Source organism: Rhodopseudomonas sp. AAP120 (assembly GCF_001295845.1).
In the GTDB taxonomy this organism is placed as follows: Bacteria; Pseudomonadota; Alphaproteobacteria; order Rhizobiales; family Xanthobacteraceae; genus Rhodopseudomonas.
Genome location: NZ_LJIC01000018.1, coordinates 15,363 through 36,904, shown reverse-complemented (window position 1 = coordinate 36,904; position 21,542 = coordinate 15,363). Strand labels below are relative to the sequence as shown.

Annotated in this window: 23 protein-coding genes and 1 tRNA gene; 14 read left to right on the top strand and 10 right to left on the bottom strand. The window is 64.1% G+C overall.

Annotated elements, in window-relative coordinates:
* Nucleotides 1–7: 7 nt before the first annotated feature.
* On the bottom strand, nucleotides 8–1,663 hold the full coding sequence (locus IP86_RS04060; protein ID WP_054161240.1) for a hypothetical protein: 1,656 nt from the start codon (nucleotides 1,661–1,663) through the stop codon (nucleotides 8–10).
* A 98-nt stretch (nucleotides 1,664–1,761) separates the two neighbouring features.
* Complete coding sequence (locus IP86_RS04055; RefSeq protein WP_082363827.1) at nucleotides 1,762–3,822, bottom strand: DNA/RNA non-specific endonuclease; 2,061 nt, start codon at nucleotides 3,820–3,822, stop codon at nucleotides 1,762–1,764.
* Nucleotides 3,823–3,975: 153 nt separating this feature from the next.
* Here IP86_RS04055 and IP86_RS04050 point away from each other — a divergent pair, with 153 nt between their 5' ends.
* Nucleotides 3,976–5,082, top strand: coding sequence for a trypsin-like peptidase domain-containing protein (locus tag IP86_RS04050; protein WP_054161238.1), 1,107 nt, complete (start codon nucleotides 3,976–3,978; stop codon nucleotides 5,080–5,082).
* Nucleotides 5,083–5,312: 230 nt separating this feature from the next.
* On the opposite strand, the gene IP86_RS04045 is transcribed toward IP86_RS04050, so the two are convergent.
* From IP86_RS04045 to IP86_RS04030, 4 genes are all read right to left on the bottom strand, one after another.
* A tRNA-Pro gene (locus tag IP86_RS04045) sits at nucleotides 5,313–5,389 on the bottom strand.
* Nucleotides 5,390–5,510: 121 nt separating this feature from the next.
* Nucleotides 5,511–6,413, bottom strand: coding sequence for an amidohydrolase family protein (locus tag IP86_RS04040; RefSeq protein ID WP_054161237.1), 903 nt, complete (start codon nucleotides 6,411–6,413; stop codon nucleotides 5,511–5,513).
* Nucleotides 6,406–7,692, bottom strand: a complete 1,287-nt coding sequence (locus IP86_RS04035; RefSeq protein WP_054161236.1) for an MFS transporter — start codon at nucleotides 7,690–7,692, stop codon at nucleotides 6,406–6,408. Before IP86_RS04035 ends, IP86_RS04040 begins: the two co-directional genes overlap by 8 nt.
* A gap of 124 nt (nucleotides 7,693–7,816) precedes the next feature.
* Nucleotides 7,817–8,719: a helix-turn-helix domain-containing protein gene (locus IP86_RS04030; RefSeq protein WP_054161235.1), complete on the bottom strand. Its 903-nt coding sequence runs from the start codon at nucleotides 8,717–8,719 to the stop codon at nucleotides 7,817–7,819.
* Between the two features lie 215 nt (nucleotides 8,720–8,934).
* Between IP86_RS04030 and IP86_RS04025 the strand changes: the two genes are divergently transcribed.
* The 3 genes from IP86_RS04025 to IP86_RS28525 all read left to right on the top strand — a co-directional run bounded on the left by IP86_RS04025 (nucleotide 8,935) and on the right by IP86_RS28525 (nucleotide 12,166).
* Nucleotides 8,935–9,918 carry an L-threonylcarbamoyladenylate synthase gene (locus IP86_RS04025; protein ID WP_054161234.1) on the top strand — a complete coding sequence of 328 codons (984 nt, stop codon included), beginning with the start codon at nucleotides 8,935–8,937 and terminating at the stop codon, nucleotides 9,916–9,918.
* Nucleotides 9,919–10,040: 122 nt separating this feature from the next.
* Nucleotides 10,041–11,468, top strand: coding sequence for an FAD-binding oxidoreductase (locus IP86_RS04020; protein WP_054161233.1), 1,428 nt, complete (start codon nucleotides 10,041–10,043; stop codon nucleotides 11,466–11,468).
* A 155-nt stretch (nucleotides 11,469–11,623) separates the two neighbouring features.
* Entirely contained in the window at nucleotides 11,624–12,166 is a 543-nt protein-coding gene (locus tag IP86_RS28525) for a hypothetical protein (RefSeq protein WP_156332389.1), read from the top strand.
* 41 nt (nucleotides 12,167–12,207) lie between these two features.
* On the opposite strand, the gene IP86_RS04015 is transcribed toward IP86_RS28525, so the two are convergent.
* Nucleotides 12,208–12,984, bottom strand: coding sequence for an SOS response-associated peptidase (locus IP86_RS04015; protein ID WP_054161232.1), 777 nt, complete (start codon nucleotides 12,982–12,984; stop codon nucleotides 12,208–12,210).
* 64 nt (nucleotides 12,985–13,048) lie between these two features.
* Here IP86_RS04015 and IP86_RS04010 point away from each other — a divergent pair, with 64 nt between their 5' ends.
* The 4 genes from IP86_RS04010 to IP86_RS03995 all read left to right on the top strand — a co-directional run bounded on the left by IP86_RS04010 (nucleotide 13,049) and on the right by IP86_RS03995 (nucleotide 14,812).
* The gene (locus tag IP86_RS04010) at nucleotides 13,049–13,555 is read left to right on the top strand and encodes a hypothetical protein (protein ID WP_054161231.1); all 507 of its coding nucleotides are present in this window, start codon (nucleotides 13,049–13,051) and stop codon (nucleotides 13,553–13,555) included.
* On the top strand, nucleotides 13,556–13,984 hold the full coding sequence (locus IP86_RS04005) for an NUDIX hydrolase (protein WP_054161230.1): 429 nt from the start codon (nucleotides 13,556–13,558) through the stop codon (nucleotides 13,982–13,984).
* Between the two features lie 59 nt (nucleotides 13,985–14,043).
* Nucleotides 14,044–14,421 (top strand): TIGR02301 family protein, encoded by a 378-nt coding sequence (locus tag IP86_RS04000; RefSeq protein WP_054161229.1) that lies wholly within the window; start codon nucleotides 14,044–14,046, stop codon nucleotides 14,419–14,421.
* Nucleotides 14,422–14,548: 127 nt separating this feature from the next.
* Complete coding sequence (locus IP86_RS03995) at nucleotides 14,549–14,812, top strand: hypothetical protein (RefSeq protein ID WP_054161228.1); 264 nt, start codon at nucleotides 14,549–14,551, stop codon at nucleotides 14,810–14,812.
* Nucleotides 14,813–14,893: 81 nt separating this feature from the next.
* Here the strand turns inward: IP86_RS03995 and IP86_RS28970 are convergent, their stop codons facing one another.
* Complete coding sequence (locus IP86_RS28970) at nucleotides 14,894–15,049, bottom strand: hypothetical protein (RefSeq protein WP_197279623.1); 156 nt, start codon at nucleotides 15,047–15,049, stop codon at nucleotides 14,894–14,896.
* Nucleotides 15,050–15,438: 389 nt separating this feature from the next.
* On the opposite strand from IP86_RS28970, the gene IP86_RS28515 reads away from it, so the two are divergent.
* A complete protein-coding gene (locus IP86_RS28515; protein ID WP_156332387.1) occupies nucleotides 15,439–15,582 on the top strand; it encodes a hypothetical protein in 144 nt (47 codons plus the stop codon).
* A gap of 184 nt (nucleotides 15,583–15,766) precedes the next feature.
* Here IP86_RS28515 and IP86_RS03990 read toward each other — a convergent pair whose 3' ends face one another.
* Nucleotides 15,767–17,101 (bottom strand): dihydroorotase, encoded by a 1,335-nt coding sequence (locus IP86_RS03990; protein WP_054161227.1) that lies wholly within the window; start codon nucleotides 17,099–17,101, stop codon nucleotides 15,767–15,769.
* Between the two features lie 177 nt (nucleotides 17,102–17,278).
* On the opposite strand from IP86_RS03990, the gene ygfZ reads away from it, so the two are divergent.
* Both ygfZ and IP86_RS03980 read left to right on the top strand, forming a co-directional pair.
* Nucleotides 17,279–18,160, top strand: coding sequence for a CAF17-like 4Fe-4S cluster assembly/insertion protein YgfZ (gene ygfZ, locus IP86_RS03985; protein ID WP_054161226.1), 882 nt, complete (start codon nucleotides 17,279–17,281; stop codon nucleotides 18,158–18,160).
* Nucleotides 18,157–18,813, top strand: a complete 657-nt coding sequence (locus IP86_RS03980) for a DNA-3-methyladenine glycosylase I (protein ID WP_054161225.1) — start codon at nucleotides 18,157–18,159, stop codon at nucleotides 18,811–18,813. Before ygfZ ends, IP86_RS03980 begins: the two co-directional genes overlap by 4 nt.
* Here the strand turns inward: IP86_RS03980 and IP86_RS28965 are convergent.
* Nucleotides 18,804–18,977, bottom strand: a complete 174-nt coding sequence (locus IP86_RS28965) for a hypothetical protein (protein ID WP_197279621.1) — start codon at nucleotides 18,975–18,977, stop codon at nucleotides 18,804–18,806. The two genes, IP86_RS03980 and IP86_RS28965, sit on opposite strands and share 10 nt — an antisense overlap.
* Before the next feature lie 228 nt (nucleotides 18,978–19,205).
* On the opposite strand from IP86_RS28965, the gene IP86_RS03975 reads away from it, so the two are divergent.
* From IP86_RS03975 to IP86_RS03965, 3 genes are all read left to right on the top strand, one after another.
* Nucleotides 19,206–19,841 carry a YfbR-like 5'-deoxynucleotidase gene (locus IP86_RS03975; protein ID WP_054161224.1) on the top strand — a complete coding sequence of 212 codons (636 nt, stop codon included), beginning with the start codon at nucleotides 19,206–19,208 and terminating at the stop codon, nucleotides 19,839–19,841.
* Nucleotides 19,842–19,970: 129 nt separating this feature from the next.
* Entirely contained in the window at nucleotides 19,971–20,477 is a 507-nt protein-coding gene (locus IP86_RS03970) for a tyrosine phosphatase family protein (protein ID WP_054161223.1), read from the top strand.
* Between the two features lie 13 nt (nucleotides 20,478–20,490).
* Nucleotides 20,491–21,495, top strand: a complete 1,005-nt coding sequence (locus IP86_RS03965) for an NUDIX hydrolase (protein ID WP_054161222.1) — start codon at nucleotides 20,491–20,493, stop codon at nucleotides 21,493–21,495.
* Nucleotides 21,496–21,542: the final 47 nt, after the last annotated feature.

Here is a 21,542-nt window from a genome sequence, read left to right as displayed (position 1 = left end):
GCATCGATCAGCCTTTTGTCACGACCCGTGCGAGCTCGGCGCAATTGCGCTTCAGCGCGCTGTCGATTTTCAAGAACTGCTGCTGCGTCTCAAATCGGAATTCGTCGAACGGCTCGAGCATCGCGGCCGCGAAACTGTCCTTGTCGCCGCTCCCCGTCGTGGACAAAGTCTTCTCCAGATCGACCAGCGCATTGTCGACGCGGCGGGCCAGCGCTTCCAGCTTGGCCGTGCCGACGCCCGAGTCGGAATCGGTGAGGATCGGAATCTGACGACGCGCGACGCCCCAGCGTCGCGTGAACTTCTTGAAGGCGCTTCCGGTATCCGCGCGGAACGCACGACCGAGTGACGACAGCGAATTGTCGACCTCCTGCCAGCGCGAGTGTTCAAGCACTCGCAGCCGCAGTGCCAGCCGCAGCGCATCCATCGCGTTGACCGCCGCCGGGCCGCCCTGGGCCTGGCGTTCCGCGAGCGCACGACGCAGCTGATCCAGAGGTCCGTCGAGCACACGTTTCGATTTGTCGACGATCAGTTGGTTGAACTCGTCCAGCATCGGATCGATGGTGCGGGCGGTGTCTTCGAGCGCGGCGTCCGCGGCGTCGATGTCGGCGTGCCACAGTGCGGCTTCGATCCGTTTGGCGCAGCCGAGGATCAATGTAATCCCCGGCTGCTGCGCGGTGCGCACCGGATTGTCCGGCGGCAGTTCGTCGAGCGCGTCCTGTAGCCGGCCCGCAGCGGTGTTCAGCAACGCCAGATATTGCCGAAGCTCCTGCTTGAACTCACGCGCCGTGGCAGGATTGTCGTCGTCCGACAGCCGCGGCAGCGGATTGTTCCTGACCTGATGAATCGCTTCGTGAAGACTTTTGTAGCATTTCAACTCCTTCACCGAGACGTCGAGTTGCGCCGCCAACGCCTTGTCGCCCAGCAGGGTGGACACCGCGCCAGCGTTCTGCGCGAGATACTTCGCCGCCGCGTCGACGGTGACTGCGAAAGGGCGGTCACAGACCTGCAATTCCGGAAACATCGCATTGGCCTTCTCACGCAGTTCGGCACTGCACCGGGCGCTCGCGAGCACGAAATGCAGGAACGCCACGGTGAGTTTCTCGCGCTCGACCAGGGCAATGCTCTGCATCGCCAGATCGCGCACCGTGGGAGGCGCATCGCTCGAGGCGGCGTAGAGGTCGAGCAGATCGCCGAAGCATTTCTGTAACGTCGCCTGCAGATCCGAGACTGACAGACAGGCCTCCATGGCGGCCGCCAGGCTCTCTTTCTGCGCTGCGTCCAGCGCGGCAGGATCCTTCGCCTCCCCGGCAGCTTGCGCCGGCTCGGCAACATCCGGCCGAGCCACGCTGGACCGGCGCGGCGTTGTCGCCGCCTCGTCGGCGCACTTGGCGAAGAACGCCGTCGGCTCGCCGAACATCTTGGTCTGAGTCGCCGCATTCCGCAGCCAGATCGCCAGCGGGATCTCCTCCCCCACCCATTCGTCCGTGCTCATCGTCTGCAGATCCGACAACGTTTGGTCGCCAGGGTTGGTCTTGATTGACAACCGGGCCACATATCCTGTCGGGACCCCGAACAGCAGCAGATTGCGTTTCTCGGCAGCGTGAAGTCCGGCCATGATGGCGCGTTGCTGGATTTCCGCGATCTTCTCGGCACCGAAAATCATGACGCACTCTCTCCGTCGCTACGCTCCCATGCTCGCCGCCACGCGCCCGAGACCCACAGCGGTCGGCTGCGATGACGATCGGCGCGATGCGCTTGCCGTTACACGAAGCGAATCTGCTCGACGGCCATCAATCGGGCCGGGATGCCGACGCTCTCCTCGCCACCTGCCAAAGGATCAAAACCGGCGAGCCGACCGAAGCTGACGCCGCTCCGGGCCTCGATCGAACGGATGGAGACTTGCGTCGCGACATGGAGCTGTGGGGACGAGAACGCCCCGAACACAAACTCCTGCTCGGACTGCAGCGTGCTTTCCTGGCTCATCTCGTAGCCCGTTGCGCACAGCTTGCCGGTCTCATCGTGAATGAATGCGATGACCTTCCAGAATGCCATGGGGATACGCACCCCGTACATCTCCGGATCGTGTTGACCGAAATACGGGCCGGTGAAGACCGAGATCTTCATGTCGTCTTCGCGCGCGTGCTGCAACGCGTAGTCCTCGAGCGCCAGCCAGATCGGCGAATTGAACGCCTGCATCTGCGGCGTCACGTTCGTGACGTGCATGGAGTCCTCGTTGCCGAGTTTGGCTTGATAAGGCTCGCCCCAGCCCGGATCCTCGCGCCGCGTCATGTGGCCACGGCTGAATTTCGGCGGGTTGCCGTAGCACTCCTTCATGATCTGCTGCGACTTCGGAATCCGCGGATCCCATTTCCAGGCGACCCGCGGACTCTTGCGGGATTGCTGGCCATCAATGTTGCACGCGCTGAAGAAGCACATCCGCCGGCTGCTGCTCATCACGACGGTAAAATGCTGATAGCGCAGCTCCGACTGGGTGACGCCTCCGATCTCGAACTGCAGCACGTCGCCGGCGTCACGGGTGACTTCCGGCAGATCGACCGCGAACCTGTCCCCGAGGAACGTCGGCACATAGCCGGCGCGGTCATTGTAGTCGGCGGCCACCGCCTCGGTCTCGGCGATGAATTCTGTCGGTTCAGCAGCACTCCAGGCAGCTTGGTTAGAGGCACGCGGCGTCTGCAACGCGCCGTCGAGCTCGATCGACACTTTCAGGGTCAGCGGAATGCTAAGCGTCGCGGCGCCCGCACCGCCACGCAGCGCCGCGGCCGGCGCCGCGCCGCGCTCATCGGCCCCAAGGCTCCCACCCGCCATCGACGTTCGAACAGGCACCGTTCGCCGCGGCACCGCCCGGCCAGCTCGTACACTGCCGAGAACGCGGCGCACGATGTCGGCCCGTACGGCGTAGTTGGTTGCCAGGAAGGAGCCGCTGAAATGCAGACCGATCGCATTGCCTTTGGCCAGATCGATCAACACCGACCCCGAACTCCCGCCGAGCGTCGTGCAGTTGTGCCAGACCCGCAACGGGTCGACGCGAGTCACGCCACCGGGCGACAATCGTTTTTTGTTGTAGATCTTGCCGTAGATCTGCTCCATCAGGTCCGTCTCGGGGATGCGGCTGTCAAAAGCCGGATAACCAATGGCTGCGGCATCTTCCGTCTCGTTGATCTCCACCGCCAGATCGATCGGTTTCGCCAGTTTGGCGTCTCCTGACAGCATTTCGATCTCGAAGAAGGCCAGGTCGGGGCCGCCGGCCTCCTCGATATGCAGCGGTCTGATCAGATTGAAGACGAGCTGTGCCGGATTGTCGATTTCCTGCAAGAAATCCACCGCGCTACTCATCGGACCGGCGACACCACTACGGAAGGTGAAGCCCTCGCCGCGCTGCGTGGCGAATTCAACAGCGACATGACGATTGGTGACGATGACGTTCTCGGCCACCAACCAGCCGGTGCCGACAAAGCCGAGCGGCGCACCGCGAAGATTGATCCGGCCGACGGCCGGGATCGCCGCATCCAGAACGTCCTTCGACTTCCTCAGCCGTTCACCCCAGATCTCGCTATCCGCCGGATCGACGAACACCAGTTGCGTTACGTTCTCCTTGATGGCCAGAACCGGGCGCTGCTTGCGCATCGCGATGCTTTCCAGCTCGAGCTGGCGTCCGATCTCTTCGGGCGGAGCCGCCGATTCAGTCACCACCGTGCCGCGCGCGACCCCGTCTCGGACCTCTTCTGCGAGTTTCGGATCACGATCCTGAACGGCTCTATTGTAACCTCGTAGAAGCGCTAGCTGTTCGTCCAAACCGCTCATTGCGCTCTCCCGACTCAAACCACGTCGCGATCGAATTAGAAGCTATCAGCGCAGGCATGTAGCTTATCAGTTGAATACTGTTTGTCGAGCACGCATGATGACATCATCATCTGCAGTATCTAATTGCCGCAGCGTTACAGATCGGGGGGAGCGATGCTGCTCACTGTCGACGACGTCTACGACATCCATCAGCAGGGGCTAAAGCTCGGCCTGCAGAACAAACGCGATCAATTGCTGTTCGGCGTCAATATCGAGTACATCGCCAGCCTGCCGACGCTGGGCAATCCGAGCGACCAGTTGCTGTCGGATCTCCAAACCATGAGTAGTGACGACCAGGTCGTCGGCGAGCTGCCGCTGGAGCGCTGGCTTCGTAATGCGGTCTATGCCACGAGCCTTCGACCCGACAAGCAGCAATTTTTTCGAGAACGTGCAGACAAGGTCGCGAAGGTTGCGAAGTTCGGGTCCGGGCCGTTGCCGCCACCGGCCGAACATCCCGAGCGTATCCTGTTCGAGAGCGATCTCTTGCCGTTCGGCTTTCTCGCCGGCGCAGCTCGCACCGGCCGCTCGGTGGCACGGCTGAGCGTGCCCCGTGTCGAAGATGGCCTGCCGAGATCGCTGCCGGCGTCGGGCAATCCCGTGCTCTATTTCGGCACCGGGTGGCTCATCGGCTCCAAATACGTGATTACGAACCACCATGTGATTCTGGCGAGAACGAACGGCGAGGCGCCCGCGAGCCCGGACGATCTGCAGCTTCAGGCGCGTGGCACGATCGTGCAGTTCGACTACGACGACGAGAGCACCGATGGTGACCGGATCGGTGTTGTGGCCCTCGTCGCCGACGACGCGCAACTCGACTATGCGCTGCTCGAACTCGAGCGTCCCCCTGTCGATAGGCGGCCGCTTCCGATCTGGGCGAAGCCGATCAACCTGACAAGCGGAGCAAGGCTGCCGGTCAATATCATCCAGCATCCTGGCGGCCATCCAAAGCAGATTGCAATCCGCAACAATCTTGCCGCAGCGCTCGATGACGGCGAGCTCAGATACTTCACCGATACGGCGGAGGGATCATCAGGCTCGCCGGTCTGCAACGACCAATGGCACGTTCTGGCGCTGCACAAGGCGGCAACCATGTCGTACGGCAAGTACAACTATCAAGGAAAAGACACCGCCTGGATCAACATAGGAACGACCATGGCCCGGATCGTCGATGATCTGCAGGCGAAGGATAAGTGGACCGGACTCGGGGCCGTCATGGTGTGAACGCCGGGATCTCGGAAGGAACAGCCGAGCGAGCTGCAGGACCGGAAACGGCTCATCGGCAGAGAGCCCGGTCCTTGCTTTCGTCGGCCGCCCGCGCGCTGCAGAACGACTCGCGCATATCGATCCGGAAAAGCCGAACCGCAGGCCTTCGGCCTGTTTACGACGCCAGAACGCCGCCGCTCGCCCGAGCGGCCAGACGTCCCGCAAACCATTTGGGGAGATGGAAATCTTGGTCGGAGTGGCAGGATTCGAACCTGCGACCCCTGCGTCCCGAACGCAGTGCTCTACCGGGCTGAGCCACACTCCGACAAGAGGCCCGGCTTATAGCGTCCGCTTTCCGGCTTCGCAAGCGTTCCAGTGTGGATATTGCGAAGGATTTTATCCAGCCGCCGCACTCCGGTCAGAGACGGCGGTTGGATGGGCCCCACTCACCGCAGGCGAGGCGCGAAGCCATAGAGACGGTGCGCGTTTTCAGTCAGAACGCGGTCCCGGGCGGCCGCATCTGGCACCCAATCGGCGAGCAGATCGAGCAGATCGCCGACATTCATCATGTGCTGCCAGGTCGCGACGTGCGGCCAATCGCTGCCCCAGACGCAGCGGTCCGGCGCGGTCTCGTGCAGCAGGCGCGCGAACGGGATCGTGTCCGCATACGGAAAGCCCGCGACCGTGTTGCGATAGGCACCCGACAGCTTGACCCAGGCGCCGTCACGCACCAGCGACACCAGCGCCTGGAAGCCCGGATCGTCGATGCCGCGGGACACCGGGAAATGGCCCCAATGATCGACGATGAAGGGCACCGGCAGCCGCCCGAGTGGCGGCGCCAGCGGCACGAGGTCTTTTGCGTCGATCAGGAACTGCAGATGCCAGCCCAGCTCCCTGGCGAGCGCGGCATATTCGCCGACGCGCTCGAATCCGATGCCGCCGCCGTACAGGATGTTGAGCCGCAGCCCGACGACGCCGAACTCCTTGAGCGCCGCGAGTTCGCTGTCCGGCAGGCCGAGCGGGATCACCGCGATGCCTTTGAGGCGCTCGCGATGAGCGCCCAGCGTCTCCAGCATCAGGCGATTGTCGGTGCCGTGCACGCTGACCTGCACCAGCACGCCGTAGGTCATGCCGGTGGCGTCCAGCATCGCCAGATAGGCGTCCGGGGTCGCCGCCGGCGGCGTGTAGCTGCGTCCCTCGACGAAAGGATAGGCCGGCGGCAGCCCGATGACATGCGCGTGGGTGTCGACGGCGCCCGGCGGCACGACAAAGCGCGTCGGCGGGCGCGGCGACGGATCGGGCCCCGGACACGCCGGAGCCGGATTCGTCGAAGTGCCGGGCTTACTCATCTGCATTCAGCACCGTGCCGCGTGTCTCCGGCAACGCATAGGCGGCGGCGAAGAACAGCACGTAGGCGAACATCGCGAACAGGCAGATCGCATTGGCGAGCGTGGTGACCTGCGACAGATAGCCGACCAGGAAGGGAAACAACGCGCCGACGCCGCGGCCGAAATTATAGCAAAATCCCTGCCCCGAGCCGCGCAGGCTAGTCGGAAACAGCTCGGTCAGAAACGCGCCCATGCCCGAGAAGTAACCCGAGGCGAAGAAACCGAGCGGAAAGCCGAGTACCCACAGCATTTCGTTCGAAAGCGGAAGCTGCGTATAGGCCAGCACCACCACCATCGCGCCGAGCGAGAAGGTGAGGAACAGGCTGCGGCGACCGAACCGATCGGCGAACCACGCGCCGACCAGATAACCGACGAACGAGCCGATGATCAGCGTCGCCAGATAGCCGGTGGAGCCGACGATCGACAGCTTGCGTTCGGTGGTAAGGAAGCGCGGCACCCAGAAGGTGATCGCGTAGTAACCGCCCTGACAGCCGGTGGCGACCAGCGACGCCAGGATGGTGGTTTTCAGAATGCGGCCCTGGAAAATCGCGAGGATCGAACGAGCGCCGCCGGCCGCCGTCACCTTGGCGCGGGCTTCGACGGCGACTTCCGGCTCCTTCACATAGGCGCGCAGGTACAGCACCAGCAGCGCCGGCAGCGCGCCGATCGCGAACATCCAGCGCCATGCCTGTTCGGGCGGCAGCAGCGAGAACAGCGCGGCCTGCGCCAGCACCGCCATGCCCCAGCCGACCGCCCAGCCTGACTGCACCGAACCGACCGCGCGGCCGCGATATTGCGGACGGATCGTCTCGCCGATCAGCACCGCGCCGGCCGCCCATTCGCCGCCGAAACCGAAGCCGAGCAGCGCGCGCAAGATCAGCAATTGCTCGAAATTCTGGGCGAACGCGCAGAGCAGAGAGAACAGCGAAAACCAGATGATGGTGAGCTGCAGCGTGCGGACGCGGCCGATCCGGTCGGCCAGGTAACCTGCCGCCCATCCGCCGACCGCCGATGCCAGCAGCGTCACCGTGCCGGCGAGACCGGCCGAGCCGGCATCGACCTTCCACAGCGCGATGATCGTGCCGATCACCAGCGGGTAGATCATGAAATCCATGCCGTCGAGCGCCCAGCCCGTCGCACACGCCCAGAAGGTGCGCTTCTCGGTGACGGTCATGTCTTTGTAGAAGCCGGTCAGGCTGGTGTCCGTGATCGGCGCGACCGTGCTCGAAGATGTCGTCATACGTATCCTCCCTCGCTCGCCTTCACCGGGCGACCGTCGTGTGCGACAAATTTATCAATCGCGAGAATGCGTCTGCCGAAAAATCGCCAGGCGACCGCCGAGTCCGCAGCTTTCTGTCGAAAAATTACTCGTGGCCGCGCTGCAGTCGGCGATAGCGCGCGGGACTTTCGCCCGTCACCTGGCGGAACGCGACGCCGAAATGCGATTGCGACGAGAAACCGACGCCCAGCGCGATTTCGACGATCGGCAGGTCGGACGTCTCGAGCAGCCGCCGCGCCGCGGCGACGCGCTGTTCCACCACGAACCGATGCGGGGTCATTCCCGTCGACCGCTTGAAGCTGCGGATGAAGTTGGACGGGCTCATGCCGGCGACCGCGGCCATCGCAGCCAAAGTAATCGGAGCGCCGGGATCGGCACGCACGAATTCGGCGATCCGGTCGCGCACCGGCGCGTCCAGCGGCGCAGACTGTTCGGCCACCGCGGCGCGCGAGCCCGAATAGCGATCCGTCAGATGCAGCGCGAGCGTGTAGGCCAGTTGCTCGGCGAGCAGCGCGTTCGGGCGGTCACCGCCTTCGCTGGCTTCGACGAGACGCTTCGCCGAGACTTCGAGCAACGGATCTTCGATGTCCCAGGCCGTATCGCGCAGCGTGATCGCGTCCGCGGAGCCGATCGACGTTCCGACCTCCTTGAGCAGCGGCTCGCCGAGATACAGCAGTAACAGCTTGCCCCATTGGGTGTCCGGCACCGCGTCCACCACCACCCGCCGGCGGGGCTGGCCGATTCGAAACCGCCCCGACCGCACCGGCGCATCGCGCCGGACCTTGCCGTTCTCGATCAGGACGTGACGACGGACGTCGTACAATGTGATCGCGACTGTGGGGACGGGCAGTTCGCCGAACTCATAGAGGTGCGGACCCGTCACTTCGCTCACAGCAGCGGCAAAACCGGTCGTCGACCAAAGATCGATCAGAGCGGATTGCCTGCGGCCGGTGACGCGTTCGGCATGAAGCAGCGGGTTGAGTTGCATCGGGTGAGCGCCTGTGTGAACAGACTATCCTCACTCTATATTGGAATGCGTTGCAAGCCCGTCGCGCAGCGCTGTTCTCGCCTCTTCCGACGGGAATTCTTCGGGTGCGCGAACACTCCCGGTACAACTCGATCGCGACCGCCCCCGCGTGTGATGCAGCGCAGCGCGTCGACTTTGCTACTTCGCATCTGCACGAATTGAGATATGAACCGGGCATGATGCTCGACCCGACCACCGCCAGGCTGACCGCTCAGGACGCGGAGACTGCCGCGCAGACGTTGCGCCGCGGCGGCCTGGTCGCGTTCCCGACCGAGACCGTGTATGGGCTGGGCGCGGATGCAGCCAATGCTGACGCCGTGGCCCGGCTCTACGCCGCCAAGGCACGGCCATCGTTCAACCCGCTGATCGCGCACGTCGCCGATCTCGCTGCGGCCCGCAAGATTGCCCGTTTCGACGACGTGTCCCTCCGATTGGCCGGCGCGTTCTGGCCGGGTCCTCTGACTCTGGTGTTGCCGAAGGCCGCGGATTGTCCGGTGTGCGAACTCGCCACCGCGGGGCTCGACAGCGTGGCGCTGCGCGTGCCGGCCCACCCCGTCGCCCAATCGCTCCTGCGCGCGTTCGGCGGGCCCGTGGTCGCGCCGTCCGCCAACCGCTCCGGCCATGTGTCGCCGACCACGGCGGCGCATGTCGCGGCCGACCTCGATGGCCGCATCGACGCCATCGTCGACGGCGGTCCCGTGATGGTCGGTGTCGAATCCACGATCGTCGGCTGTCTCGGCTCGCCGGTGCTGCTGCGGCCGGGCGGCGTGCCACGCGACTCGATCGAGCAAATGCTGGGGCGCGCTCTGATCGCACCAACGGCTGTTGCCGATGCAGGCAATGCACCGGTCGCGCCAGGGATGCTGGCGTCGCACTACGCGCCGCGTGCTCGCGTCCGTCTCGGCGCGACGCACGTCGTAGCCGGAGAAGCACTGCTGGCCTTCGGATCTGCCCTGCCGCCGGGTGCGGAGGCGGCCGTCGCAGTGCGCAACCTGTCGCTTCGCGGCGATCTCGCTGAGGCAGCGACCCATCTGTTCGGCGCGCTCCGCGAACTCGATGCAGTGGGCGCGGGCGCGATCGCGGTGATGCCGATCCCGCCGCACGGTCTCGGCGAAGCGATCAACGACCGCCTGCGCCGCGCCGCGGCGCCGCGCGCATGAATACTATTCGAACAAACCGTCGCGTTACGGCGACCGTCGCGAAGCAATCTCGAGATTCCTGACCCAAGCTCCTGATCGCTTCGTCGCTCGCCTCCTCGCAACGACAGGGAAGAGGAAACACCATGAACATCGTCAGCCCGCCCACGCCCGTCTCCTTGTCGCCCGAGCTGATCGCGCGTTTCGCCGCGATCGTCGGCGACAAACATGCGTTGACCGATCCGATCGAACTCGAGGCCTACGTCACCGAAGAGCGCAATTTGTATCACGGCCACTCACCGCTGGTGCTGCGCCCCGCATCGACCGACGAAGTTGCTGCAATCTGCAGGCTGGCTCACGAGCAGCGCATTGCCCTCGTGCCGCAAGGTGGCAATACCGGCCTTGTTGGAGGGCAGACACCGCACAATGGCGAGGTCGTGATTTCGCTGAAGCGGATGGACAAGGTGCGCGAGATCGACCTGGCGTCGAACACCATGACGGTCGAAGCCGGCGTCATCCTGCAGACCGCACAGGAGCGGGCTGCGAGCGTCGACCGGCTGTTCCCGCTGTCGCTCGGCGCCCAGGGGAGTTGCACCATCGGCGGCAACCTCGCGACCAATGCCGGCGGCACCGCCGCGCTGGCCTACGGGCTGGCGCGCGACATGGCGCTCGGCGTCGAAGTGGTGCTCGCCGACGGCCGGGTGCTGAACCTGCTGTCGAAGCTGAAGAAGGACAACACCGGCTACGATCTGCGCGACTTGTTCATCGGTGCCGAAGGCACGCTCGGCATCATCACCGCGGCGACGCTGAAGCTGTTTCCGAAGCCGCGCGCGGTCGAGACCGCGTTCGTCGGACTGCAATCACCCGAGGCCGCGCTGCAACTTCTCGGTATCGCTCAGCGAGAGGCCGCAGGCCATCTCACCAGCTTCGAACTGATTGCCGAAATCGCACTCGATTTCTCGGTACGCCACGCCCACAATCGCGATCCGCTGGAAAGCCGCCATCCCTGGTACGTACTGATGGAGCTGTCGTCGATGCGCGACGATGCGCGCGGCGCGCTGGAGGCGATTCTCGAACGTGGTTTTGAGGACGGGATCGTCGACGATGCGGCCCTTGCCGCGTCGCTGCAGCAACAGGAGGCGTTCTGGAAACTGCGGGAGGAGATCTCGCCGGCGCAGAAGCCGGAAGGCGGCTCGATCAAACACGACATCTCGGTGCCGGTCGCGGCGGTCCCGCAGTTCATTGAAGAAGCGAACGCCGCGGTGATCGATCTGATCCCCGGCGCCCGGCCGGTGCCGTTCGGTCATCTCGGCGACGGCAACATCCACTACAACGTCAGCCAGCCTCCTGGTGCCGACAAGGCGGAATTTCTCGCGCGCTGGCACGAGGTCAACAGCGTCGTCTTCGCGATCGTGCTACGCCACGGCGGCTCGATCTCGGCCGAACATGGCATCGGCGTGATGAAGCGCGACGAACTTCCCGGCGTGAAGGACGCCACGGCAATGGAGCTGATGCGCTCCATCAAGTCGCTGCTCGATCCGCATGGCATTATGAACCCGGGCAAGGTGGTATGAGGGCGCCAGCTAGCCGACCGAATGAGCTGTTAGAGCACGACGAATTGTAGACTAACCACGTAGATAGTATATGACCCATGTGTCGTCCACGTATATCACTTTGATTTCTTATAATGACCATTGTGACAACTTTGAAGGTTTTTAGGGAGGAGGCCATGAACAGACTCGCCATTTTATCGATAGCAATCCCTCTGGTACTTATCTCCATCGGCTTTCTGTTATTGGGCATAGTGGGATATGCAATGAGTCCGGAATGGCTGTCGGCACAACAGATTCAAGATTTAGCACGAAAGACCATCGCGGAGCCTGCCTATCCACCCGCCCCCGAAGGAAAACAGATTGTAAAGAGCAGGCCGCGACAAGTTTGCACCAATGTGCCAAAGATAAGCGGCCTGAATATTTCGATGCAAAACTCGTGTGTGACCATCAATGAGTCAGTTACTACAATCGAAGGACCGTCCACTGAAGAAACTAGAAACTGGCAGAGCAATGTAGCCAACCTTAGGGCAAATTACGAATTGGCGGTAAACCAAGAAGCCGCCCGGATCTCTGAGCGTCAGCGAGCCGATCTAAAAACGTATATAAAAGACATGATCCAGATAAGTTCGGGGCTATTAGGTCTTGTCACTGGCATTATCGGCCTCTTTGTTGGTTTCTCTCGCGGCAGAGAGGGTAAGCAAGAGGGGCCCAGCCAATGACCAAGGCAAAAGATCGCACGGCAGAAGCTCCCTATCCTAAGTCAGAATAGTGATCCCTGCCCGCCGTCCTCCACAGACTTGGCTGCCCGTTTTGGTGCCCTAAATTTCGTCACCTCAGGCGAAGCAATTCTCGGCGCCTCAAACGTTTCCTCCGCCGAAATTGGCAGGATCAGTTGTGGGTTGTCGTTGGCGACCCGGTTGACCGCAGTGGACACCGGATGCCAGACGAACAGCGCTTCCGGCGGCGCCCGAAGCAGCACGGTGATGCTTTCGACATCGGTCTCATCCGCGTCAAGCCAGCGTGCGTAGTCCTGCGGCGCGATGGTGACCGGAACGCGGTCGTGAAGCTCGGTCATGCCGCCTGTGGCCGCGGTCGTGAGAATCGCGAGCGTGTCGAGTTCCTCGCCATTCGGCCCGACCCAGGTTTCCCATACGCCGGCAAATCCGACCGGCGCGCCGTCCCGCGGATGGATCAAATACGGCTGCTTGCGTGATCCCATCACTTTCCACTCGTAATAGCCATCGCTCGGCACGAGACAGCGCCGTCTGCGGATCGCGTTACGAAATGCGGGCTTCTCCAGCACAGTCTCGGCACGCGCATTGATGACCAGCGAGAAGGACTTCGGATCCTTCACCCAAGCCGGCAGGAAGCCCCATCGCATCAGCCGGAATCGACGCGCGCCACCGTCCAGGATCACCACGGGAACCGGCTGGGTCGGGGCAATGTTATAGCGCGCCGGGAAGTTGGGTTGGTCCACATAAGCAAACGCTTCGCGGATCGCGGCCGGTGCAGAAGTAATGACAAAGCGTCCGCACATTGCGCGTTTTCCCCAGGTGGATTCTTCAGAGCCTATTAACCCCGGTATCCGAAGAATACCATCGATGGCATCGATGCAAACCAGCCCCTCAACGCGCCCAAGCTCATCGGGTGGCGCAGATGCCGCCGCGCGTGCGGCGGAGCTGTCGGCCGCCAATATCAATCCGAAAACCGGCCTCGCCACCGACTATCTGAATCACTTCAACGAAGCCATCATGCTGCTCGAAATGATCCCCGACATGCCCGAATGTTCGGAGGATTTCCTCGGATGGCAGCCACTGTCCTATGCGGAACACTTCAAGCTCTCGAATTTCAAGGCGCGCGATCTGGCGATCGAAGCGTATGAACATGCCGACGCCGGCATCCGTCAGGACTTCGACGAAGTCACCAGCAACATGACCGCGATTCTATCGGCGATCGGCGACGCGATGCGCGGGGCCAAGCAGGATTCAACGCGCACCAAGCTGGCGGAGGAAGCGGTCGGCTGGATCAAGCCGTTGATCGGCCGCGCCGGCGGCATCATCAACGGCCAGGGCAGCGCCGCCGACGTCGACTTCATCATGTCGCACTGAATGCCCGTGACTGCTGAACCGCCGCGCCATCCCCAGCTCGCCGTGAGCGCATCGATCTTCCGCGACGGCCGCGTGCTGCTGGTTCGCCGCGCGCGATCCCCCGGCAAGGGCTTCTACTCCCTTCCCGGCGGACGGGTCGAGTACGGCGAAACGCTCGAGGCAGCGTTGGCACGTGAGATCGCCGAGGAAACGGCGCTCACCGTGTCGATCTCGGGTCTCGCCGGCTGGCGCGAGGTGATCCCGGCGCCGACGAATGCCGGGCACTATGTGATTCTATCCTTCGCGGCGCGCTGGATCGCCGGCGATCCGGTGCTGAATGACGAACTCGACGAAGCCGTCTGGGTGGCGCCCGAGGCGGTCGGTGATTTCAAGGTGACCGAGGGCCTGCCGGGCATTGTCGCGGCCGCCTATGCGCTGATCGGAAGCTGAACCACCCTCGCTTGCCGCTGCGGCGGAAAAAGCCTATCAGGCCGCGTCGGGATCCCCTCATGCTGAAGCGCCTGCTCGCCCTTTCCCTCGTGGTTGCGACCTGCAGCCTTGCCCCGGCGCGCGCCCAGGACGGCGCCGCGCCGTTCGATGCCGACCTTCAACGCTTTGCCGAGATTCTGGGAACGCTGCATTACCTGCGCGGAATCTGCGGCAGCAACGAGGGGGCCAAGTGGCGCAACGAGATGCAGGCGCTGATCGACGCCGAAACGCCCGCTGGAGACCGCCGGACCCGGCTGATCGCTGGATTCAATCGAGGTTACAACGGGTTCCAGCAGACCTATCGCACCTGCACGCCCGCCGCGAAGGTGGCGATTCGCCGATACCTCGAGGAAGGGTCCAAGATCTCCCGGGATCTGACCGCCCGTTACGCGAACTGAGCCGAACCTCGGGTTTATCCCAGGCCATTAACCTTTCCTAAAGAACTGCCTAGCGGGCGCCCGTGCGCGTGGTAACACTTCGGTATTGCCGGTCCGCAGTGGACCGGGCCCTACCTTGTTGAGATTCATGAGCGTCACGACTTACCCGCCCGAGCGCGACCTGCAGGCTGACCGCGAGCAAAAGCAGACCGCGCTCAGCTATCTCAGCGAAGCCTGGGCCGAAGCCCTGCACGACGGCGTCGACGGCGACTGCCTGGCGCAGGCGAGCCTGTTCACCGCATTTGCGGAACTGGTCGGGACGTATGGCGAGGACGCTGTCGCCAAATTCGTCGAAGGCCTGCCGGGCCGGGTGCGCAACGGCGAGTTCTCGGTCGCGCTGGCGAAGCAATAAGTACGACCAGGCGGCTCAAACGTCCGCCCGCCGCGACGCGCAAGCACGTATCGGGCAATGTGATGCGCTCAGGTCGACGACTCAGTTGCGTGCGAAGGCTTGCAGGCCCTTGAACGTCAGCCGCTTCGGATCCTTGACCCCCGCCAGATAGAAGCGGCGGATGAATTCGGTCACGGCGGCGCGGTCACATCCGGTCAAGGTCACGATGGCATCGACCGCGGTCTTCTGAGCTTCCATCTGGAATCCCCCTCAAGCGTATCGGTCACTCGACGACCCGGCGATCGTTGCGACTGTAGAAGGCTGCGCCGCATTCGTTGATTTGCTGTTAACCAACGACTCGAACCCGATCCGGAGGCGCGACCGAATCGCGTGCCATCATCGCTGAAGACGATCGCGGCGGGGATACGCAGAATCCCCCACCGGAGTTCCCCGGAGGCTCTGACAAAATGACGCAGGTCCTCGCCACCTCGAGCTCAGCGGTCGTTACCGCGCCGGCCCGATCTTCGTCGCGATCAGTTCGGCGGTCGCCGCCGACAGCGTCCAGCCAAGGTGGCCGTGTCGGGTGTTGTAGAACTGGCGTCGTCGCGATCTCGATCGCCACGTCTGCCGAAGACAACGACAGATCCATGCCGGCAAAGTTGCCGGTGGTGACGGGCTGCCACGCAAGTTCGCGGGACGACGCCCGCAAGGACGAGATCGTGTTCTACTCGACCGGCCTCCATCGCGCCGATCTCGTGGTTTTCAACACCACGATCGACGTGCCGGGCTAAGGCTTCTGGCGGTTTTCTCCACGCCAAGTCCTCATCCCGAGGAGCCTTGGCGCCGCCCGCAGGGCGAAGCCAAGGCGTCTCGAAGGATGAAGCCACACGGTGCCCGGAGCTCATGGTTCGAGACACCCAGCTACGCTACGCTCCGCCGGGCTCCTCACCATGAGGACGTACTTGGAGGAAGCGACTAAGCCTTCAGTGTCTCCAGAAACCGCACCGGCTCGCCGCGCGACGGCGTGGTTAGTTCACCCTGCCACATCACCTTGGCGCCGCGCACGAAGGTGCCGACAGGCCAGCCGGTGACGCGGACGCCGTCATAGGGTGTCCAGCCTGCGCGCGAGGCGACCCACTCGTTGGTGATGGTTTCGCTGCGCTTGAGATCGACCACCGTGAAGTCGGCGTCGAAGCCGGCGGCGATGCGGCCCTTGCAGGCGATGTTGAACAACCGCGCCGGGCCGGCGCTGGTGAGATCGACGAAGCGCGCCAGCGACAGCCGGCCGGCATTGACGTGATCCAGCATGGTCGGCACCAGCGTCTGCACGCCGGTCATGCCCGAAGGCGACGCCGGATAGGTCTTGGCTTTCTCTTCAAGCGTATGCGGCGCGTGGTCGGAGCCGAGCACGTCGACCACGCCCTGCGCCAGGCCGTGCCAGATGCCGTCGCGGTGCCAGGCGTCGCGCACCGGCGGATTCATCTGCGCCTTGGTGCCGAGCCGCTCGTAACACTCCGGCGCCACCAGTGTCAGGTGATGCGGCGTGACTTCGACCGACGCCACATCCTTGTGGTCGCGCAGAAACTCCATCTCCTGCCGGGTGGAGATGTGCAGCACGTGGATGCGCTTGCCGGTCTCGCGCGCGATCGCCACCAACCGCTGCGTCGCCTGCAGGGCGGCGACGTCGTCGCGCCACACCGGATGCGAACGCGGATCGCCCTCGATCCGCTCGCCCTTGCGGTCGTTGAGCCGATACTCATCCTCGGCATGAAACGCCGCGCGGCGCTGGATCACCGACAGGATGCGTTTCAGGCTCGGGTCGTCCTCGACCAAGAGGCTCCCGGTCGACGAGCCGATGAAGACTTTCACCCCGGCGCAGCCGCGGGCGCGCTCGAGCTTGGGCAGCTCTTCGACATTGTCGCGGGTGCCGCCGATGAAGAACGCGAAGTCGCAATGCATGCGATGCTCGGCGCGCTTCACCTTGTCGGTGAAGGTTTCTTCGGTGATCGTCAGCGGATTGGTGTTCGGCATTTCGAACACCGCGGTGACGCCGCCCATCACCGCGCTGCGCGAGCCGGTCTCCAGATCTTCCTTATGGGTCAGGCCGGGCTCGCGGAAATGCACCTGGGTGTCGATCACGCCGGGCAGCACATGCAGGCCGCGGCAATCGATCGTCTCGCCGGCCTGCGACGCATCGAACGACCCCAGCACGGCGATCCTGCCGTCCTTGATGCCGATATCGCCGACGCCCTCGCCGTCCTGGTTGACGATGGTGCCGCCCTTCAGAATCGTGTCGAATGTGCCGGTCATGGTTCCTCGAAAGCCTCTCGGCGGTGCGCGTCTTGCAAGGCTTGTCGACCGAGCCTTGTTCGAGCGAGCCTTGTTGCGCACGGTTCGTCCGCCTATTTTGGCAGTCATAGCCGGACGGGGCGTCGCCGAAAAGGACGTTCCTGGACGGCATTTCGATAGAATTCGATCGGGAATTTGATGAAGGCGACATTTCTCCCCGACCGCGGCGTGCTCAAGATCAGCGGTCCCGACGCTCGGCACCTGCTCAACGGCCTGGTCACCACCGACCTGACGAAGCTCGTTCCCGGGCAGGGGCGGTTCGGTGCGCTGCTGACGCCGCAGGGCAAGATCGTCAGCGATTTCTTCATCACAGAACTGTCCCCGGAAGACGACGGCGGCCTGCTGCTCGATTGCCCGAAGGTGCTGGCGGAGCCGCTCGCCACCAAGCTGAAATTCTACAAGCTGCGCGCCAAGGTGCTGATCGAAAACCTGTCCGATCGCCTGGGCGTGCTGGCGCTATGGGACGGCACGCCGTTGCAGCCGCCCGAGATGGGGTTTGTCGATCCGCGCGCCGCTCAGCTCGGCTGGCGGATCGTCGTTCCGGACTTGCTGGCGGCGGCGACTGCGGATGCGCTCGGGGCGACGCTGGTAGCAGTGAGCGACTATGAGGCGCACCGGATCGCCTGCGGTGTGCCGAGCGGCGGGATCGACTTCGCCTATGCGGACGCTTTCCCGCACGAGGCCAATATGGACCGGCTGCACGGTGTCGATTTCAGCAAGGGCTGCTACATCGGCCAGGAGGTGGTGTCGCGCATGCATCATCGCGGCACCGCACGCACCCGGATCGTGCGCGTGACCTTCGAGGGCCCGGCACCGCAGCCCGGAAGCGAGATCACCGCGGGCGACAAAACTGTCGGCACCATGGGCTCGTCGACGATCGACCGTGGATTGGCGCAGCTGCGCATCGACCGGGTCGCCGACGCGCGCGAGGCTGGACTGACGCTCGCTGCGGGCGGCATCGCATTGACGATCGCAGATCCGGACGAATTGACACCGGCGCAACGCAGGACCGGAACATGAGCCGCGGCCCCCTTCTTGGCGCCGACGGGCTGAAACGATGCCCGTGGCCGGGCGACGATCCTTTGTACATCGCCTATCACGACACCGAATGGGGCGTGCCGGAATACGACGACCGCGCGCTGTTCGAAAAGCTGATCCTCGATGGGTTCCAGGCCGGCCTGTCGTGGATCACCATCCTGCGCAAGCGCGACAATTTCCGCCGCGCCTTCGATGATTTCGATCCGGCCAAGATCGCCCGCTACGATGCGGACAAGATCGCCGCGCTGATGAACGACGTCGGCATCGTGCGCAACCGCGCCAAGATTGAAGGCGCGATCGGCAGCGCCAAAGCGTGGCTGAAGATCCAGGACGAAGGCCCAGGCTTTTCCAAATTGCTGTGGGATTTCGTCGGCGGCGCGCCGAAGGTCAACGCGTTCAAGACCACCGCGGGGGTACCGGCCTCGACACCGCTGTCGGTGAAGATTTCTAAGGATCTGTCGGCGCGCGGATTTAAATTCGTCGGGCCGACCATCGTGTACGCCTTCATGCAGGCGGTCGGCATGGTCAACGATCACCTGGTCGACTGTCACTGCCACGCACGCTGCGGCAGCATGACGAAACCACCGCGCCGCACGGCGACCAAGCTGCCGAACCGGATTGCGCGTCAGCGCTGATCGACGGTGCGCCGCAACACTATCTCGGACAGCGTCACCACCAGCTTCTTCAGCGACTCGTTTTCCTGCTGGAGCGATTCGAGCGTCGGCTCCGGCGCATGGGCATCACGCGCGCCGTCGGACGCCGATCGCTTCACTTCGGGGCGGGCAGACTGTCCGGCCATTTAATTCAACTCCCCCAGAACACAGATTAACTCAAACGAGCGGCGAATCTCTCGATTTAATTTACTCTTTCTTATTTAATTTTGGCGGATCGCTCAATGTCTCAGGCAGACCGTGCAGAACTTCGGCGGCATGGTGGCCGAGATCGGGCAGGCGATGTGTTTCGCACGGAACTGCAACCGCGGATTGTCGTCGATATGGCCGGCGAATCGCACTACTGACGATGCCGCATGAGCAAAGCTGCCCCGTCCCCACAATCTGCCGACCGCGTCTGGCAACGCATGTTGTCGGGTCGCCGTCTCGACCTGCTCGATCCATCGCCGCTCGATATCGAAATCGCCGATATCGCCCACGGCCTCGCGCGGGTGGCGCGGTGGAACGGCCAGACCAGCGGCACGCACATCTTTTCGGTGGCGCAACATACGTTGCTGGTCGAAGCGGTGATGCGCGAGAAAAGCCCGCGGATCGACGATAAGTTGCGCCTCGCCGCGCTACTACACGACGCGCCCGAATACGTGATCGGCGACATGATCTCGCCGTTCAAGGCGGTGATTGGCGCGTCTTACAAGAGCGTGGAGAAGCGGTTGTTGGGAGCGATTCACATCCGCTTCGGATTGCCGGCGGAACTCGACCCAGCGATCGAGCGGCAAATCAAGGCGGCCGACCGCGGCGCCGCTTACCTCGAGGCAACCTGCTTGGCCGGCTTCACAAAAGCCGAGGCGAAGCGGCTGTTCGGCAACGATCCGGGGCTGCCGGCAGGCGTGCAGGACGATTATCTGACGCCGTGGTCGGCCGGAAAGGCTGAAAAGCGCTTCCTGGCCCGCTTCGAAACACTATGCGGCAAACTTGGGGCAGCGGCCGGCTAGCGCTCCTTGCTGCGATGCGTTGGCATCTGCCACCTCCGCAGCCGTCCCCAGTTGGCAATCGCTCGCGTCATCGCGCTTTCACCGCCCCCGGCGCAGGATTAAGATCGTCCGTAACACCGGAAAGGCTCCATGATTCACGTCTGCTCGCTCGCAGCCCTGCACCCGACCGTCGCGGCGACCGGCGCCAGCCATATTCTGTCGGTGATGGCCAATGTCGACCAGGTGCAGCGCCCCGCTTCGGTGCTCGAGGTCAATCACCTCCGCATCTCGATGGATGATATCACCGAGCACATGGACGGCTTCGTCGCGCCGAACGAAACCCATGTCGCCGATCTGCTCGACTTCGTTCGCGGCTGGGACCGCGCGGCGCCGCTGGTGGTGCATTGCTATGCGGGCATCAGCCGCTCGACCGCGAGCGCGTTCGCGGCCGCCTGCGCGCTCAATCCGCATCGCGACGAACTGACGATCGCGCGGCAGATCCGCGACGCCTCGCCGAGCGCCTACCCCAACCGGCTGATCGTGACGCTGGCCGACCGCGCGCTCGGCCGCGACGGGCGGATGCTGCGGGCGCTGGAGGCGATCGGGCCGGGCGATCTCGGCGTCGAGGGGCAGCCGTTCCGCGTCGATCTCGAATGACGACCGCGACCGTATGAGCGACAAGCTTTCGAGCAGCGACAAGCTTGCAGGTGATGGCCCGCCGATCCCGATCGAGATCGGCCTCACCGCCGCGATCGTCGCGCTCGAGAACAACGAGCCGCTGATCCTGACCGCCTCCGGCGGCAATGCCGGCATCGGCCTGCCCTATGGGCCGTTCGACGCGATCTCGCATCGCACGCTGGAGATCGGCCTGCGCGCCTGGGTGGAGGAGCAGACCGGCCTGCGGCTCGGCTATGTCGAGCAGCTCTACACCTTCGGCGATCGCGGCCGTCACGCCCGGATCGGCGACACCGACGTTCACGTCGCCTCGATCGGCTATCTGGCGCTGACCCGCGCGGCCGACAACGCGGCGCGCGCCGACGGCGCGACCTTCGAGCCGTGGTACCGGTTCTTCCCCTGGGAAGACTGGCGCGAAAGCCGCCCCGAGATCATCGAGCGCAGCATCATTCCCGAACTGGCGACCTGGGCCAATCAGGCCGAGCAGCCGGACACGGCGCGGGCGCTGGCGCGCAGGGATCGCGTGCGACTGTATTTCGGCATCGACGGCGCGCAGTGGGACGAAGAACGCGTGCTCGACCGCTACGAGTTGCTCTACGAAGCCGGCCTGATCGAAGAGGCGCGGCGCGACGGCCGGCCCGCCGCACTGGCCCGCGCCAAGCTGCCGCCGCTCGGCGCGGCGATGCGGTTCGATCACCGCCGCATCCTCGCCACCGCGATCGCACGGTTGCGCGCCAAGCTGAAATATCGCCCGGTGGTGTTCGAATTGATGCCGCCGGAATTCACGCTGACGGAATTGCAGCACACCGTCGAGGCGATCTCGGGCCGGCATCTGCACAAGCAGAACTTCCGCCGGCTGGTCGAGGCCGGCGCGCTGGTCGAACCAACCGGCGAGATGTCGACACGAACAGGCGGACGTCCCGCCGCGCTGTTTCGTTTCCGCCGCGAAGTGCTGCAGGAGCGCCCCGCCCCCGGGCTGCGCGTGCGCGGCCGGCGCTGATCCCTTAACATCCGCGACAAGCCCCGAATCCGGGCGCCGCGCCTGGA

Coding starts and splice junctions, on each gene's coding strand:
- IP86_RS04060 (WP_054161240.1), bottom strand. CDS start 1,663: ATGATTTTCGGTGCCGAGAAGATCGCGGAAATCCAGCAACGCGCCATC.
- IP86_RS04055 (WP_082363827.1), bottom strand. CDS start 3,822: ATGAGCGGTTTGGACGAACAGCTAGCGCTTCTACGAGGTTACAATAGA.
- IP86_RS04050 (WP_054161238.1), top strand. CDS start 3,976: ATGCTGCTCACTGTCGACGACGTCTACGACATCCATCAGCAGGGGCTA.
- IP86_RS04040 (WP_054161237.1), bottom strand. CDS start 6,413: ATGAGTAAGCCCGGCACTTCGACGAATCCGGCTCCGGCGTGTCCGGGG.
- IP86_RS04035 (WP_054161236.1), bottom strand. CDS start 7,692: ATGACGACATCTTCGAGCACGGTCGCGCCGATCACGGACACCAGCCTG.
- IP86_RS04030 (WP_054161235.1), bottom strand. CDS start 8,719: ATGCAACTCAACCCGCTGCTTCATGCCGAACGCGTCACCGGCCGCAGG.
- IP86_RS04025 (WP_054161234.1), top strand. CDS start 8,935: ATGATGCTCGACCCGACCACCGCCAGGCTGACCGCTCAGGACGCGGAG.
- IP86_RS04020 (WP_054161233.1), top strand. CDS start 10,041: ATGAACATCGTCAGCCCGCCCACGCCCGTCTCCTTGTCGCCCGAGCTG.
- IP86_RS28525 (WP_156332389.1), top strand. CDS start 11,624: ATGAACAGACTCGCCATTTTATCGATAGCAATCCCTCTGGTACTTATC.
- IP86_RS04015 (WP_054161232.1), bottom strand. CDS start 12,984: ATGTGCGGACGCTTTGTCATTACTTCTGCACCGGCCGCGATCCGCGAA.
- IP86_RS04010 (WP_054161231.1), top strand. CDS start 13,049: ATGGCATCGATGCAAACCAGCCCCTCAACGCGCCCAAGCTCATCGGGT.
- IP86_RS04005 (WP_054161230.1), top strand. CDS start 13,556: ATGCCCGTGACTGCTGAACCGCCGCGCCATCCCCAGCTCGCCGTGAGC.
- IP86_RS04000 (WP_054161229.1), top strand. CDS start 14,044: ATGCTGAAGCGCCTGCTCGCCCTTTCCCTCGTGGTTGCGACCTGCAGC.
- IP86_RS03995 (WP_054161228.1), top strand. CDS start 14,549: ATGAGCGTCACGACTTACCCGCCCGAGCGCGACCTGCAGGCTGACCGC.
- IP86_RS28970 (WP_197279623.1), bottom strand. CDS start 15,049: ATGGAAGCTCAGAAGACCGCGGTCGATGCCATCGTGACCTTGACCGGA.
- IP86_RS28515 (WP_156332387.1), top strand. CDS start 15,439: ATGCCGGCAAAGTTGCCGGTGGTGACGGGCTGCCACGCAAGTTCGCGG.
- IP86_RS03990 (WP_054161227.1), bottom strand. CDS start 17,101: ATGACCGGCACATTCGACACGATTCTGAAGGGCGGCACCATCGTCAAC.
- ygfZ (WP_054161226.1), top strand. CDS start 17,279: ATGAAGGCGACATTTCTCCCCGACCGCGGCGTGCTCAAGATCAGCGGT.
- IP86_RS03980 (WP_054161225.1), top strand. CDS start 18,157: ATGAGCCGCGGCCCCCTTCTTGGCGCCGACGGGCTGAAACGATGCCCG.
- IP86_RS28965 (WP_197279621.1), bottom strand. CDS start 18,977: ATGGCCGGACAGTCTGCCCGCCCCGAAGTGAAGCGATCGGCGTCCGAC.
- IP86_RS03975 (WP_054161224.1), top strand. CDS start 19,206: ATGAGCAAAGCTGCCCCGTCCCCACAATCTGCCGACCGCGTCTGGCAA.
- IP86_RS03970 (WP_054161223.1), top strand. CDS start 19,971: ATGATTCACGTCTGCTCGCTCGCAGCCCTGCACCCGACCGTCGCGGCG.
- IP86_RS03965 (WP_054161222.1), top strand. CDS start 20,491: ATGAGCGACAAGCTTTCGAGCAGCGACAAGCTTGCAGGTGATGGCCCG.